The 14,505-nt window shown below is 49.5% G+C and carries 12 protein-coding genes; 7 read left to right on the top strand and 5 right to left on the bottom strand.

Annotated elements, in window-relative coordinates; translation table 11 throughout:
• Window positions 1–55 precede the first annotated feature (55 nt).
• The 3 genes from rpsU to HMPREF0999_RS07675 all read right to left on the bottom strand — a co-directional run bounded on the left by rpsU (window position 56) and on the right by HMPREF0999_RS07675 (window position 2,241).
• Window positions 56–247 (bottom strand): 30S ribosomal protein S21, encoded by a 192-nt coding sequence (gene rpsU, locus HMPREF0999_RS07685; protein ID WP_005854174.1) that lies wholly within the window; start codon window positions 245–247, stop codon window positions 56–58.
• Between the two features lie 84 nt (window positions 248–331).
• Window positions 332–1,369, bottom strand: coding sequence for an S-methyl-5-thioribose-1-phosphate isomerase (gene mtnA, locus HMPREF0999_RS07680; protein WP_009275606.1), 1,038 nt, complete (start codon window positions 1,367–1,369; stop codon window positions 332–334).
• Window positions 1,370–1,383: 14 nt separating this feature from the next.
• The gene (locus tag HMPREF0999_RS07675) at window positions 1,384–2,241 is read right to left on the bottom strand and encodes a hypothetical protein (RefSeq protein ID WP_009275605.1); all 858 of its coding nucleotides are present in this window, start codon (window positions 2,239–2,241) and stop codon (window positions 1,384–1,386) included.
• Between the two features lie 386 nt (window positions 2,242–2,627).
• Between HMPREF0999_RS07675 and HMPREF0999_RS07670 the strand changes: the two genes are divergently transcribed.
• From HMPREF0999_RS07670 to HMPREF0999_RS07645, 6 genes are all read left to right on the top strand, one after another.
• Window positions 2,628–3,263: an HU family DNA-binding protein gene (locus HMPREF0999_RS07670; protein ID WP_009275604.1), complete on the top strand. Its 636-nt coding sequence runs from the start codon at window positions 2,628–2,630 to the stop codon at window positions 3,261–3,263.
• A 44-nt stretch (window positions 3,264–3,307) separates the two neighbouring features.
• Window positions 3,308–5,095: an aminopeptidase P family protein gene (locus tag HMPREF0999_RS07665; RefSeq protein WP_009275603.1), complete on the top strand. Its 1,788-nt coding sequence runs from the start codon at window positions 3,308–3,310 to the stop codon at window positions 5,093–5,095.
• A 10-nt stretch (window positions 5,096–5,105) separates the two neighbouring features.
• Complete coding sequence (locus HMPREF0999_RS07660) at window positions 5,106–5,621, top strand: gamma carbonic anhydrase family protein (RefSeq protein ID WP_005854163.1); 516 nt, start codon at window positions 5,106–5,108, stop codon at window positions 5,619–5,621.
• A 151-nt stretch (window positions 5,622–5,772) separates the two neighbouring features.
• Window positions 5,773–6,885, top strand: coding sequence for a serine hydrolase domain-containing protein (locus tag HMPREF0999_RS07655; protein ID WP_010184078.1), 1,113 nt, complete (start codon window positions 5,773–5,775; stop codon window positions 6,883–6,885).
• A 36-nt stretch (window positions 6,886–6,921) separates the two neighbouring features.
• Window positions 6,922–8,040 (top strand): carbohydrate-binding family 9-like protein, encoded by a 1,119-nt coding sequence (locus HMPREF0999_RS07650; protein ID WP_009275601.1) that lies wholly within the window; start codon window positions 6,922–6,924, stop codon window positions 8,038–8,040.
• A 27-nt stretch (window positions 8,041–8,067) separates the two neighbouring features.
• Window positions 8,068–9,471 carry a C1 family peptidase gene (locus HMPREF0999_RS07645; RefSeq protein WP_005854156.1) on the top strand — a complete coding sequence of 468 codons (1,404 nt, stop codon included), beginning with the start codon at window positions 8,068–8,070 and terminating at the stop codon, window positions 9,469–9,471.
• Window positions 9,472–9,605: 134 nt separating this feature from the next.
• Here the strand turns inward: HMPREF0999_RS07645 and HMPREF0999_RS07640 are convergent, their stop codons facing one another.
• Window positions 9,606–10,841 carry a 3-deoxy-D-manno-octulosonic acid transferase gene (locus HMPREF0999_RS07640; protein ID WP_008773682.1) on the bottom strand — a complete coding sequence of 412 codons (1,236 nt, stop codon included), beginning with the start codon at window positions 10,839–10,841 and terminating at the stop codon, window positions 9,606–9,608.
• A gap of 2 nt (window positions 10,842–10,843) precedes the next feature.
• A complete protein-coding gene (gltX, locus tag HMPREF0999_RS07635; protein ID WP_008779982.1) occupies window positions 10,844–12,361 on the bottom strand; it encodes a glutamate--tRNA ligase in 1,518 nt (505 codons plus the stop codon).
• A gap of 95 nt (window positions 12,362–12,456) precedes the next feature.
• On the opposite strand from gltX, the gene HMPREF0999_RS07630 reads away from it, so the two are divergent.
• Window positions 12,457–14,496, top strand: a complete 2,040-nt coding sequence (locus HMPREF0999_RS07630; RefSeq protein WP_009018013.1) for an HD family phosphohydrolase — start codon at window positions 12,457–12,459, stop codon at window positions 14,494–14,496.
• The last annotated feature ends 9 nt before the right edge of the window (window positions 14,497–14,505 follow it).

Raw genomic sequence — 14,505 nt, 5'->3', positions numbered from 1 at the left:
TTCATGCAACGAAAATAGGAATAAGAATTCAATAAAACAAGCCCGGAAGCTATAATTATTCTTCTACTTGTTGCAAATGCTGTACGTAGATAGCACGCATAGTCTGCTTTCTCTTCGTAACAGACGGTTTCTCGAAAGCCTGACGGCCTCTCAATTCCTTGACTACACCTGTTTTCTCGAACTTTCTCTTGAATTTCTTAAGCGCCTTCTCGATGTTTTCGCCTTCTTTTAATGGAACTACGATCATAATTTAAATTGTTATATTGTTTAATTATTTATATCCTCAAATTGAGCGGCAAAATTACTGATTGTTTCGGGATTAGCAAAACTTTCAGCGATTATTTTTATAAAAGATGCCTTTCTCCGTAATTATAGCCGTGATTAGCTCGTGGGGAGTAATGTCGAAGGCGGGGTTGTAGACTTTTACGTCTTTCGGGGCCATACGCCTTGAATACCACATCTCGGTGACCTCATCGGGGTTACGTTCCTCTATTACAATGGAATCGCCGTCCGGGCACGAGCTATCGATGGTGGATGTCGGGCCTAATACATAGAAGGGGATCTTGTAATGCCGGGCCAAGATAGCCACTCCGGACGTGCCGATCTTATTCGCCACGTCGCCATTGGCGGCTACACGGTCGCAACCTACGACCACGGCTTGCACCCAGCCTTTCCGCATGACGATAGAGGCCATATTATCGCAAATCAGCGTCACGTCCACGCCGGCCCTGCTTAGCTCATAGGCCGTGAGCCGGGCGCCTTGCAACAAAGGACGGGTCTCGTCGGCGAAGACCTTGAAACCATAGCCTCTCTCCTGCCCCAGATAAATCGGCGCCAAGGCGGTGCCATACTCCGAGACCGCCAGATGTCCGGCGTTGCAATGCGTAAGGATTCCCATCCCGGGACGGAGTAGCTCCAGACAGTTCTCGCCGATCTGCCGGCAAGCGGCGGCGTCTTCCTCCCGGATCGCGATCGCTTCCTTATATAATAGCTCTTTCCATTCCGGGACAGACAAGGTTGGATGAGCGACCAATACCCGCTCCATCCGGTTCAGCGCCGTCACTAGATTCACCGCCGTCGGACGGGAACCGGCCAGATACTCCTTGATCTTCCGAAACTCATCCACGAAAACGGATTTCTCCGCCGTATCGATCCGACGGGCGCAGACATAGATACCATAAGCGGCCGCTATCCCGATAGCAGGTGCTCCACGTACCTTTAATTTATAGATGGCATCCCATATCTCCTCGGCAGTGGTAAGGGTCAGATACGCTTCCTTACCCGGCAGCAGAGTTTGGTCCAAAATGATCACACCGTCCGCTTGCTCGTTGAAACGCACGGTCTTTAAATCAGATAGAGTTTGTATCATTCGATATGAATATATTAATAGTTCACGGGACCCAGCGTAGCTTCTATCGCCACCCCTGCGGCGGTAACCGCTATCGCTCCTACGACAAGGCCTGCCGTAGCCCCATGAGTCTCTTTCACGTAAAAGAAATCGCCGGATTGCTGCTGTCCCTCATCGAAATACTGGGGAGCCACGTCGCCGACCTTGATCAATTTCGCCAGATAGAAGTTCCGCTCAAAAGAGGAATGCTTCAAGGGCTTCCCATTAGTCCCTCCGGCGAACAACGTCAGGTAGCTACGGAATCTCAGCGGAGAATCTTCTTCTGTAAAATCCTTCACTCGGATATTTACGGTTGTGTTTGCTTTCGTTGTCATTTGTTCCTTTACATACTCTTCTTTCGGGATCTCGTTAAACGGGAAGTTGGCTAATTGCAAAGGCGTATTGACTAATTTGGAATGCGGCGGGATAAACTCAACGCCCTTTGGCAAACTCACATCACCGGAGAAGGAACCTTCCGAGTAGCTCCACCCGCTGCTGCTCCTATCGCTCCAATGAAAGGAGCTACCGGATGCCACGCTAGAGCTCTCGCCTCTCACCGAGGCCACTTTCGGGTCGTAGGTGGTAGCCACGTCATCGATAATCAGCGCCGACCGCCCCCAATCCACATACAAGGGTTCATTCAATTTATTATAAATGGTAATAGTAACCGGGGCGTTCTCTCCCCAGAAACGATAAGAGATACGTACCGTATCGTTTTCCTGCACAAAATCACCTCTCTCATTCTTCTCCCCGACGGGGTCATTCGAGTTCAACATCGAATAATAATAAGAAGAACATGCGCTCAAGCCGAGAAGCAGAGCCGCAAAGACAAAAAGATAAAGCAGATTCCTCATGGCACTTCTTATTTGTTTCTACAAAGCTAGCAAATTATTCCTTGATATCTATTGGGTGCCTTATCTTTAACTTGATTTAAAGGGATCGGTTCACAAGGTTGTGAGCCCATACACGTTTATCATAACCTTTAGCTCTTTTATCTGAAATCCTAACCCTTTTCTCCTTTATATGTTGTACCTTTGAAGCTGAAGTATTCATCATCTACCATCCGTTGGACAATCATCCAACAGATGGTAGATGATCGTCCAACAGTTGGTGCATGATCATGCAACGGCTGTTGGAAGATGAATCCTTCTTGAAGAAACCGCTAAGCTCGCCTATAGAAACGGGTAAGCGATCCAGAAGAATCAGACAAAAGATCTATAACCATTTAAACACAGCACAGATGTCAGCAAATTACAAGCTAGTCAGAAACCCCAACCCGAATCCAGAGGAATCCGGGAAGTCATTACCCCTACATCCTCGTTTGGTCTCTTGCGGGACGATACATACGGATGAGTTCATCAATAGAGCGAAGTCCCGGTCTTCTTTCTCGCCCGCGGATATGAAAGGGATCTTGCAGCTTTTCCAAGACATGATGGTGGACTTCCTCATGTTCGGTTATAACGTGGAGCTAGAGGGGATCGGTACTTTCAGCGTCTCACTGAAAAGCCGGCCCGTGATGGAAAAGAATGAGATCCGGGCGGAATCCATCCATTTCAAGGACGTGAAGTTCAGATCGTCCAAGGAACTAAGAGACCGGCTGAAGACCATGCCGGTGTTTCGTGACGAGTACACGGTTAGCGATCCTGCGTATCCCTCCGCCAAGGAATGCGAGCAAGAGGTATTCCGTTATCTGGAGACGAACCCTTTTATCCACCAGAAGAAGTATATGTCGCTCTGCGGATGCTCCAGAAGTAAGGCTTCCCTCGACTTGCGGCGGCTGGTAGAGGAAAGGAAACTGCGGTGGGAAAAGCTAGGTACTTCCCATCTATATTATAAGGTAGAAGAGCCGGTTTCCGGCGAGACAAATCCAAAATAATTCATTAACTTTGCGAGTATTAATGTTGACTAAAATAAAATGCGATGAAAACAAACATTCCTGAACGTATCGCCGCCCTACGGGAGGCTATGAGACAACAGAAGGTTGACGCTTATATCATACCCAGTTCCGACCCGCATCTAAGCGAGTATCCGGCCGATCGCTGGAAATCGAGAGAATGGATATCCGGCTTCACCGGCTCGGCGGGAACGATCGTGGTCACCGCGGACAAGGCGGGCTTATGGACCGATTCCCGGTATTTCCTGCAAGCGGCCAGCCAACTGGAAGGTTCCGGTATCGAACTCTATAAGTTGGCGCTTCCGGAGACACCGTCTATCACGGAATTCCTCTTGCATGAGTTACACGCCGGACAGGCCGTAGGGCTGGACGGGCAAACCTATAGCGCCGCCGAAGCGAGTGCCTTGGCAAATAAACTAAGCCGTAAAGAAATCAAGCTGGATACCTCGGCCGACCTGATCGAGGGTATCTGGAAGGACCGTCCCGCCGTTCCCGGAAACCCGATATTCGAGATGCCGGAAGCATTAAGCGGAGCCTCCGTGCACGAGAAACTAGACCTAATCAATAACCAGTTGCGGAGCGAGGGCGCCGATTGCTTGATCCTCGCCGCCTTGGACGAGATCGCGTGGACATTCAATATCCGGGGTACGGACGTGACCTATAACCCGGTCGTAGTCAGCTACGCCTTCGTATCGGAGGACGAGAGCGTGCTTTTCATCAAGCCGGAGAAGCTGACCGCCGAGATCACCGAGCATTTGAAGAAAGAAGGGGTTACGCTGGCCGAATACTCCATGATCCAGAGGTATCTGTCCCGCCTACCGGAAAACAGCCGGGTATTCGTGGATATGAACAAGACGAACGTCTCCTTATACGATGCGATCCCGGGAAGCTGTACGATCGTGGAAGGGATCTCCCCCGCCAATCACTTGAAGAGCATCAAGAACGAGACCGAGATCAAGGGATTCCAAAACGCCGTGGTAAAAGATGGCGTCGCCTTGACAAAATTCTATATCTGGCTGGAGAAAAAAATGGCGGAAGGAGCCCAAGTTACAGAGATCAGCGCCGCCGAGAAGCTGACAGCCTTACGTGCGGAACAACCGCAATACATCATGGATAGCTTCGGCACGATCTGCGGTTACGCCGAGCATGGAGCGATCGTTCATTATTCCGCTACGCCGGAGACGGACGCGACCTTGAAACCGGAGGGATTGCTTTTGATCGATTCCGGTGCGCAATATCTGGACGGTACGACGGATATCACCCGCACGATCGCCCTTGGAGAGCCGACGGAGCAGATGAAAAAGGATTTCACCCGTGTATTGAAAGGTACGATCAGCTTGGCGAAAAGCAAGTTTCCCGCTGGAACACGAGGCTCTCAGATCGATATCCTTGCCCGTAAGGCGCTATGGGATTCCGGCATTAATTACTTGCACGGAACCGGTCACGGTATCGGCCATTGCCTAAACGTACACGAAGGCCCCCAAAGCATCCGCATGGAGGAGAACCCGGTGACCTTGAAGCCCGGAATGGTGATCAGCGACGAGCCGGCCATGTATCGTACCGGCGAATACGGTATCCGTACGGAGAACATGATCTTGGTACGTGAGGACAGCGAAACGGAATTCGGGAAATTCCTAGGATTCGATACGCTGACGCTTTGTTTCATCGACACGAGCTTGATTATCATCCCCATGCTCTCTGTCCGTGAGCACGCTTGGCTGAACAAGTACCACCAAATGGTCTACGACAAGATCAGCCCGTTCTTGAACGAGGAGGAGAAAGCTTGGCTGAAAGAGAAAACAACAGAAATTTAAACAACTAAAAATGGCATTAATTAAATCCGTTCGTGGCTTTACCCCGAAGATCGGTAAAGACACTTTTTTAGCAGACAACGCCACGATTATAGGTGACGTAGAGATCGGTGAAGGTTGCAGTATCTGGTTTGGCACCGTGCTTCGCGGCGACGTGAACTCGATTCGCATCGGCAACGGCGTAAACGTACAGGATGGTTCCGTCCTTCACACCTTATATGAGAAATCGACGATCGAGATCGGCGATGATGTATCCATCGGCCATAACGTAACGATCCACGGGGCGAAGATTTGCAATGGCGCCTTGATCGGAATGGGCTCCGTGGTATTGGATCACGCCGTAGTAGGCGAGGGAGCGATCATCGCCGCAGGTTCCGTAGTATTAAGCAAGACGATCGTCGAGCCGGGCAGCATCTACGCCGGAGTTCCCGCTAAGTTCGTCAAGAAGGTAGATCCCGAGCAAGCGAAGGAGATCAACCAAAAGATAGCCAAGAACTATCATATGTATTCTTCTTGGTATAAAGAATAATAGCATGTATTTGATTATTTGAATTATAAACCATATATTTGTATCTGTAAAGTAACAACCAAAGGGTTACATGAAAAATGATTCAAATAATAGGGTTCCAGCCAATAAACACTATTTGTCCCGAAGAGTGGGATGGATAGTGTTTATTTTTATGCTGGGAATAGGCGGATATCTGGCGTTACCCTCCAATTATTATCTACGTAGGGCCCTTATCCATTTGTTACCCAAGATCGATCAATATCCGATTTTCGAGAACCGGGTCGTAAAAGCAGGTTCGCCCCGCCCTTGGGAACTATCGGAAGCTTACAATACGAAAAGTATTCCAGAGCGTTATCTTCCCCGGTTTGAGGAGCTGGGTACGGTTGCCTATGTAATCATCCAAGACAATCGACTGCTATTCGAGCAATATTGGGAAGATTATTCCCCGGAATCGCATAGCAATTCCTTCTCGATGGCGAAAAGCATCGTCTCGTTAGCGATCGGCTGTGCTATCGACGATGGATTTATCCGCAATGTCGATCAACCGGTAAGCGACTTTTTCCCGGAATTCAAGGGATACGACGGAAAGGCCCTAACGCTTCGCCATTTGCTGACCATGAGCGCCGGCGTGGATTTCGACGAGGCTTACAGCTCTCCTTTCTCTCCTACCACCCAGTTGTATTATGGCGATGACCTACAGGAAATCGCCTTCGGGATGAAAGAGATCGACGAGCCCGGCGTAAACTTTATCTACCAAAGCGGCGTGACACAACTGCTGGGCTTTATCGTGGAGAAGGCTACCGGGGAGAAACTCAGCGATTATGTATCCCGCAAACTATGGACTCCGATGCACGCCGAGGAAAGCGCCCTTTGGAGCCTCGACCGGAAGGACGGCATGGAAAAAGCCTATTGCTGTTTCAACAGTAACGCCCGTGATTTCGCCCGCTTCGGACAATTATTACTCAACAACGGTCAATGGGATGACCGGCAATTGATCTCTCCCGCTTATCTGGCGGAAGCGACAAGCCCCGATACCCGTCTTGTCTATAAGGATCTCGGCAAACCCAACCATTGTTACGGATTCCAATACTGGATTCTCGATTACAAAGGGATGAAGATCCCTTATATGAGAGGAATCTTGGGGCAATACGTCTTCACGCTCCCGGAAAAGAACGCCGTGATCGTAAGACTCGGGCACAAACGCAGCGATACTTATACCGCCGATCAACATTATCCGGACGATATAAATACATGGTTGGACGCGGCGATGGACTTACTTCAATAAGAATCTATTTATCAAACGATCTAAAAATAAACGCACATGAGAAAAACGATTTTAACGACAGCGCCATTGGCGGCACTCCTATTGCTTTCTTGCGCACAGAAACCCAGTACGCAAAAGCCAGACATCACGTATATGCCGCAACCACCGTTCAATCCGCCGACGTATGTTTGCTACAAGGCCCCCGCTCCTATCAAGATCGACGGAAAGCTTTCTCCCGGGGAATGGGACGCGATACCTTGGACCAGCGACTTCGTAGATATCGAAGGCGACAAACGCCCAGCCCCTCACTTCCAGACCCGGGCCAAGATGACTTACGATGATAACGGAATGTACTTCGCCGTCCTTATGGAGGAGCCGCACGTATGGGCGACCATCACGGAACACGACGCCGTGATCTTCCACGACAACGACTTCGAGATCTTCCTGAATCCTACGAACGACACCCATAATTATCTGGAGTACGAGGTGAACGCCTTGGGTACGGAATGGGACTTGTTCTTAACCCGCCCCTATCGGGATAATCCGCAAGTATTGAATAACTGGGAGTTTACCGGAATGAAATCCGCTGTTTATGTGGACGGTACGCTGAATAACCCGAAAGACACGGATAAATCATGGAGCGTAGAGGTATTCATTCCTTGGACTTCCGTATTCCAAATGGACAGAGGAAAAGAAAAGCCGGAAATCGGCGAGCAGATCCGTGTGAACTTCTCTCGTGTGGAATGGACAACGGACCTGAAAGACGGTAAATACGTGAAAGTCCCTATCCAAGGAGAGGATAAGATTCGCGAGTACAACTGGGTATGGGCGCCTACCGGGGTAATCAATATCCATATGCCCGAATACTGGGGTTATGTTCAAATATCGGATAAGATTGCGGGAGAAGGTGAGACTCCTTTCGTAAAACATCCTTCGGAGGAGACGAAATGGATCTTGCGTAATTTATATTACCGTCAGAATGAGTTCGCCGCGACCTTCGGACATTATGCCGATAACATCAACGACTTGAAGGCAAACGAGCTATGCCCGCAAGAGATCGCCAATCAACTGGAAATACATACGACACCTTCCATGTATGAGATATCACTACCCGCACCAGACGGTACGGTATGGAATATCCGGCAAGACGGTCTGGTATGGCCTAAAAAGAAATAACACAATTTATTAATCAACTAAAATATCATGAAGCAAAAGAATTTATGGATAGCGGCCTTGGCTTTAGGCATCACGCTATCGGCTCACGGACAACAAAGTGGTGGAGGCATCTCACCCACGATGTTGCAGCAAATCAAACAGTCTTATCAAGGAACGCCGACCGATAAGGCGATCCGTAACGCGATCACCAATAACGACATCAACAAGCTTGCCGTTAATGGGGAGAGCAAGAACAATTTGGATACTTACTTCTCCAATAAGGTAGAGAGCAAAGGGATCTCCAACCAACGTTCCTCGGGCCGTTGCTGGCTTTTCACGGGATTGAACGTGTTCCGTGCGCAGGCCATCGCCAAATATGACATGGGAGACTTTCAATTCTCCCAGAATTATTCTTTCTTCTGGGATCAATTGGAGAAAGCGAACCTTTTCTTACAGGGCATCATCGATACTCGTCTGAAACCGATGGACGACAAGATGGTGGAATGGCTGTTCAAGAACCCGATCGGAGACGGAGGGCAGTTCACGGGTGTCTCCGATATCTTGACCAAGTATGGCGTGGTTCCCGCCGAGGTCATGGTAGAGACCAACAGTAGCAACAGTACCGGACGCATGAGCAACCTGATCGGATTAAAGCTGAAAGAATACGGCTTGCAACTTCGTGACCTGTCTACGACCAAAGGCACGACCGTAGCGGATCTGGAGAAAAAGAAGACCGAGATGCTAGGTACGATTTACCGTATGCTCGTATTGAACTTGGGAGAGCCGCCTACGAAATTCACGTGGACTCGCAAAGACGCTAAAGGGAATCCGGTAGAGACGAAGGAATATACGCCTCAGTCCTTCTTCCAAGAATATATCGGGGACGATTTGAAAAACAACTATGTCATGTTGATGAACGATCCGAGCCGCGATTATTATAAGTTGTATGAGATCGATTACGACCGCCACGCTTACGATGGAAAGAACTGGACTTACGTAAACCTTCCGATCGAGGATATCAAACAAATGGCTATCGCTTCCATCAAGGACAGCACCATGATGTATTTCTCTTGCGACGTGGGCAAGTTCTTCGATCGTGACAGAGGTATTCTGGATGTAAACTTCTACGATTACGGTTCACTGATGGGTACGACTTTCGGCATGGATAAGAAACAACGTATCCAGACATTCGCCAGCGGTTCCTCACACGCCATGACCTTGATGGCTGTTGACCTCGACGCGAATGGAAAGCCGAAGAAATGGATGGTTGAGAATAGTTGGGGCCCCGGAGCGAACGCCGGCCACCTCATCATGACAGACCAATGGTTTAATGAGTATATGTTCCGTCTGGTAGTCAACAAGAAGTACATCACGGATCAAGTAAAAGAGATCTTGAAACAAACACCGACTCGCCTTCCCGCTTGGGACCCGATGTTCGCTGAAGAGGATTAAAATAAAACACGGATGAGATAGACAACGCAAATCGTTCAATTACCAATCCGTACATCTATCTCATCCGTATTCCATTGCTATATCAAAAGAATCTGGGCATACAATCACTCGAATAGCAAACCCGGCTTTATCTATTAACGGATATGGATTTGTCGCAAGATTTGATCCGTCGCTCCTACACTGTTTTTCACAAAATCACCGGCAGCTTGCCCGGAGGTTTCCAAGGCTGTCGGGTCGGTCAATAACTCGTCCATCTTCGTTCGGAAAGAGGAATCGTCTGTGATGGAGAAACCACCACCTACGGCGATCAGATCCTTCGCCTCCTTAAACTTATGGTATCTCGGACCGAATAAGACCGGCATCCCATAAACGGCGGCTTCCAACGTGTTGTGGATACCCGCTCCGAAACCACCACCGATATAAGCGATCTGTCCATAGCGATAAATGGAAGATAAGAGTCCGAAACTGTCGATGATCAAGCAATCCTTATCGGCCAGATCATCCTCATGCGCCTCCGATAGACGGACGGACGGACGTTTTAGCATCGCCTCGATAGAAAGGAGATGTTCCCGGTGAATCTCATGCGGGGCGATAATCAACTTCATCTCCGGATGCTCATGGAAATAAGGGATAAAGATCGCCTCGTCTTGAGGCCATGAACTGCCGGCCACCATCACGATCGGCCTCTTACCTTCCTTGCTTTCCAAGAAACGTTCGATAAACGGAAGCTCACGAGCTTGCTTACGGACATCCAACACCCGATCAAAACGGGTATCGCCGGTCACCGTCACATTCGTGATGCCGAACTCGTTCAAGAGTTTCATCGAACGCTCGTCCTGAACAAAAAGATGATTAAAATAAGATAGCATCTTCCGGTACGGCTTTCCGAACCATTGGAAAAATAGCTGGTCGGGGCGGAATATAGCGGAAATGATATAAACCGGTATTCCCCGCTTCCGCAACTCACGCAAATAGTTCCCCCAAAACTCGTACTTGATAAATATGGCGATCGCCGGATTCGCCAGATTCAGGAACTTCTTCACCCGGAAAGGCGTATCAAAAGGAAGGTAGCAGATCACGTCCGCTCCCTTGTAATTCTTCCGTACCTCATAGCCAGATGGAGAAAAGAAAGTCAGCAGCACCTTATACTCCGGATGTTCCGCCTTGATCTTCTCGATCATAGGACGCCCTTGCTCGAACTCGCCCAGCGAGGAGGCATGGAACCAGATGTATTTAGCGTTCCGGTCGATTTTCTCACGAAGTATGGAATTTGTTTTCCATTGCCCGAATCGCATCAGTCTCGCCTTTTTATGGAAAGGCGAGATCAAAGCGACTACAAAAGCGTAGAGATGTATTGCTAAACTGTACATGATTATTTTAATATCTCGATAGCCCGTTGGATACGGCGGATAGACTCCTCTTTACCTAAAGCCTCGGTAATATCAAAGATGCCGGGGCCCTTGCCCTCGCCAACCAAGGCCAGACGGGCGGCGTTCATGATATTCCCCAAATGATATCCCTTGCTCTCGATCCAAGCCTTGCACTCGTTCTCGGTACCTTCTACGTCGAACGGCTCACGGGCACGCAATTGCTCGATAAACTCACCCAATTGAACAGCCGAATCTTCCTTCCAGCGTTTCTTGCGAGTCTTCTCATCGTACTCCGTCGGGGCGATAAAGAAGAAAGAGCAAAGATCCCATAACTCACTCACGAAATTGACACGGCCTTTCATCATGCCGACCACTTTCTCTACATAAGCATGGGTAGTCTGGATACCATGGCTTTCCACGATCGGCAAGAATAGGTCGGCGATCTCCGCATTACTCTTCTCCAGCAAATAGTGGTGGTTAAACCATCTGCCTTTCTCATAATCGAACTTAGCGCCGCTCTTGCTGCAACGAGACAGGTCGAACAAACGGATCAAATCATCCATGCTCATCACCTCCTGATCGTTACCCGGGTTCCAGCCCAGCAAAGCGAGGAAGTTTACGACAGCCTCGGGGAAGTAGCCACTCTCACGATAGCCCGATGAAACATCACCCGTCTTCGGATCGTGCCATTCCAAGGGGAATACAGGGAAGCCCAGACGATCGCCGTCACGCTTGCTCAACTTACCGTTACCTTCCGGTTTCAACAGCAACGACAGATGGGCGAAACTAGGCATCGTATCTTCCCAACCGAAGAAACGATATAATAATACGTGAAGCGGTGCGCTCGGCAACCACTCCTCACCACGGATCACATGGGTAACCTCCATCAAATGGTCGTCAACGATATTCGCCAAGTGGTAAGTAGGCAATTGGTCGGCCGATTTATATAATACCTTATCATCCAAGATAGAGGAGTTGATAACGACCTCGCCACGGATCAAGTCGTTCACGTGGATATCCTCATTCGGCTCGATCTTGGCACGAACTACGTACTGATGACCTGACTCGATCAGGCTCTGAACCTCTTCCTGAGAAAGCGTCAACGAGTTGCGCATTTGCGAACGGGTAGAGGCGTCGTATTGGAAATTGGCGATCTCCTTCCGTTTCTCCTCCAACTCGGCAGGCGTATCGAACGCTATATAAGCATGGCCATCGTTCAGCAATTGATCGACATACTTCTTGTAGATCTCACGACGCTCGCTCTGGCGATACGGACCGTAGTTGCCGCCGAAGCTCACGCCCTCGTCGAACTTGATACCCAGCCAAGTCAAGGCCTCGATGATATAGTCTTCCGCCCCGGGAACGAAGCGTTGGGAATCCGTATCCTCGATACGGAGAATCATATCACCGCCATTCTGTTTAGCGAATAAATAGTTGTATAAAGCCGTGCGGACACCTCCGATATGCAGCGCCCCCGTAGGACTAGGTGCGAAGCGTACTCTTACTTTTCTTTGAGTCATAATACTTACATTCTATAATAATGCGGCAAAAGTACGCCTTTTTTTCCGCTTAGTGAAGTTTTTTACGTATATTTCGGACGCAAAAAGGAATCTATATGAAACAGAAGAATTACAATATACCGACCGTGGTCTACTTCGTGGTGACCGCATTACTTATCGCCTACTTCTTCCCTCGGGAGGGAAAATTCCGTTATCAGTTCTATGAGGGCAAGCCTTGGAGATATGGATTACTCACCGCCCCGAGCGATTTCCCGATCTACAAGACCGACGACGAGGTAAAAGCGGAGAAAGACAGCGTACTCCGTAAGTTCGAGCCTTATTACCGCATGAACCCCGACATCCAGAAGCAAGAGGTCGAGAAACTGCGTGCCAACTACAATAACGGCAATAACTTGCGAAGCAAAGTATCCCCCGCTTACATGCAGTATATAGAGAGCAGCCTGATCAACTTATACAAGAACGGTATCATCTCGTCGCAGGATCTGGACGAGCTACGGAAAGAGGAATACTCCCGTGTCAACCTCTTGGAGAACGCCGTCGCACAGCCTCGCTACGTGAGCGACTTCTTCACCGTGCGCACCGCCTACGAGTTCATTATCAACAACTGCCCGCCGCGGCTGGACAAATCGATCCTGCAATCGTGTGACATCAATAACTACCTCACCGAGAACATATCCTATGCCGCCGACATGTCCGACAAGATCAAGGAGGATATGCTACAGAGCGTATCTATCGCTAACGGTATGGTACAAGCCGGAGAGCGTATCGTAGACCGGGGCGAGATCATCGACAACCATACCTACAACGTGCTCCGTTCCCTAAAGGCCATACACGAGGCCAAGACGGGGGGCACGCAGACGCAAGGCATCATATTGGCCGGACAATTCGTGCTCGTCTTCGGGCTAATGTTCTGTTTCTGGCTCTACCTATGGTCTTTCCGCTTGAAGATATTCCATAACCGGAAGAACGTACTATTCTTGATCCTCTGCATATTCGTGAGTTGCATCCTTACGGAACTATGTGTTACCTACGCATTATTCAACGTATATATATTGCCGTTCGCCATCGTACCGATCGTAGTACGTACCTTCTTCGATTCCCGGACGGCGCTTTTCACGCACCTTATCATCGTGCTGATCTGCTCGTTGATGGTACCTTTCCCGCATGAGTTCCTGTTGTTGCAAATCGTGGCGGGTATGGTAGTGACGTTCAGCTTGAAGGAGTTGAGCGAACGTTCGCAACTGATCCGTTGCGCCGTCTTCATCTTCATCTCCTACGCCGCCTGCTACCTCAGTCTCACGTTGTATCAAGAGGCGAACTTAAACAAGATCAACTGGATGATGATGCTTTATTTCGGTATCAACTTCATCCTGCTGATGTTCACCTACGTATTGGTATATATGTTGGAGAAGACGTTCGGATACGTGTCCAGCATCACGCTGGTGGAACTGTCCAACATCAACAACCCGATCTTGAAGAAGCTTAGCGAGACTTGCCCGGGCACGTTCCAGCACTCCTTGCAGGTATCCATCCTCGCTTCCGAGGCGGCCGCCAAGATCGGCGCCAACGCCCAACTGGTACGTACCGGCGCCCTTTATCACGACATCGGGAAGATGAGCAACCCCGTCTTCTTCACCGAGAACCAATCGAGCGTGAACCCGCATAACCAGTTATCGTTCGACCAAAGCGCGCAGATCATCATCAGCCACGTCACCGAGGGCGTGAAGATCGCCGAGAAGGCCCTGTTACCCAAGGCGGTTATCAGCTTCATCCGTACGCACCACGGACGTGGCAAGGCGAAGTATTTTTACAACTCTTTCAAGAACCAATACCCGGACAAGCCGATTAACGACGAGCTATTCACCTACCCCGGCCCGAATCCCTTCTCGAAGGAGACCGCCGTACTGATGATGGCCGATTCCGTGGAAGCCGCCTCCCGCAGCTTGAAGGAACATACCGAAGAGAGTATCAGCGCCTTGGTGAACAAGATCATCGACGGGCAGATCGCCGACGGCTTGCTAAAGAGCGCTCCCCTGACCTTCAAGGACGTGGAGACCATAAAGAGCGTATTCGTAGACAAACTGAAAACCATGTTCCATACCCGAATCAGCTATCCGGACTTGAAAAAACAATAGCGAACCAAC

This window comes from Parabacteroides sp. D25 (genome assembly GCF_000307475.1).
Taxonomy (GTDB): Bacteria; Bacteroidota; Bacteroidia; order Bacteroidales; family Tannerellaceae; genus Parabacteroides; species Parabacteroides distasonis.
This window is presented reverse-complemented; position numbering and strand designations above follow the sequence as displayed.

What these genes read in the sequence shown, in the direction of transcription:
- rpsU (WP_005854174.1), bottom strand. Translation starts at nt 247, where the DNA reads ATGATCGTAGTTCCATTAAAAGAAGGCGAAAACATCGAGAAGGCGCTT.
- mtnA (WP_009275606.1), bottom strand. Translation starts at nt 1,369, where the DNA reads ATGATACAAACTCTATCTGATTTAAAGACCGTGCGTTTCAACGAGCAA.
- HMPREF0999_RS07675 (WP_009275605.1), bottom strand. Translation starts at nt 2,241, where the DNA reads ATGAGGAATCTGCTTTATCTTTTTGTCTTTGCGGCTCTGCTTCTCGGC.
- HMPREF0999_RS07670 (WP_009275604.1), top strand. Translation starts at nt 2,628, where the DNA reads ATGTCAGCAAATTACAAGCTAGTCAGAAACCCCAACCCGAATCCAGAG.
- HMPREF0999_RS07665 (WP_009275603.1), top strand. Translation starts at nt 3,308, where the DNA reads ATGAAAACAAACATTCCTGAACGTATCGCCGCCCTACGGGAGGCTATG.
- HMPREF0999_RS07660 (WP_005854163.1), top strand. Translation starts at nt 5,106, where the DNA reads ATGGCATTAATTAAATCCGTTCGTGGCTTTACCCCGAAGATCGGTAAA.
- HMPREF0999_RS07655 (WP_010184078.1), top strand. Translation starts at nt 5,773, where the DNA reads ATGCTGGGAATAGGCGGATATCTGGCGTTACCCTCCAATTATTATCTA.
- HMPREF0999_RS07650 (WP_009275601.1), top strand. Translation starts at nt 6,922, where the DNA reads ATGAGAAAAACGATTTTAACGACAGCGCCATTGGCGGCACTCCTATTG.
- HMPREF0999_RS07645 (WP_005854156.1), top strand. Translation starts at nt 8,068, where the DNA reads ATGAAGCAAAAGAATTTATGGATAGCGGCCTTGGCTTTAGGCATCACG.
- HMPREF0999_RS07640 (WP_008773682.1), bottom strand. Translation starts at nt 10,841, where the DNA reads ATGTACAGTTTAGCAATACATCTCTACGCTTTTGTAGTCGCTTTGATC.
- gltX (WP_008779982.1), bottom strand. Translation starts at nt 12,361, where the DNA reads ATGACTCAAAGAAAAGTAAGAGTACGCTTCGCACCTAGTCCTACGGGG.
- HMPREF0999_RS07630 (WP_009018013.1), top strand. Translation starts at nt 12,457, where the DNA reads ATGAAACAGAAGAATTACAATATACCGACCGTGGTCTACTTCGTGGTG.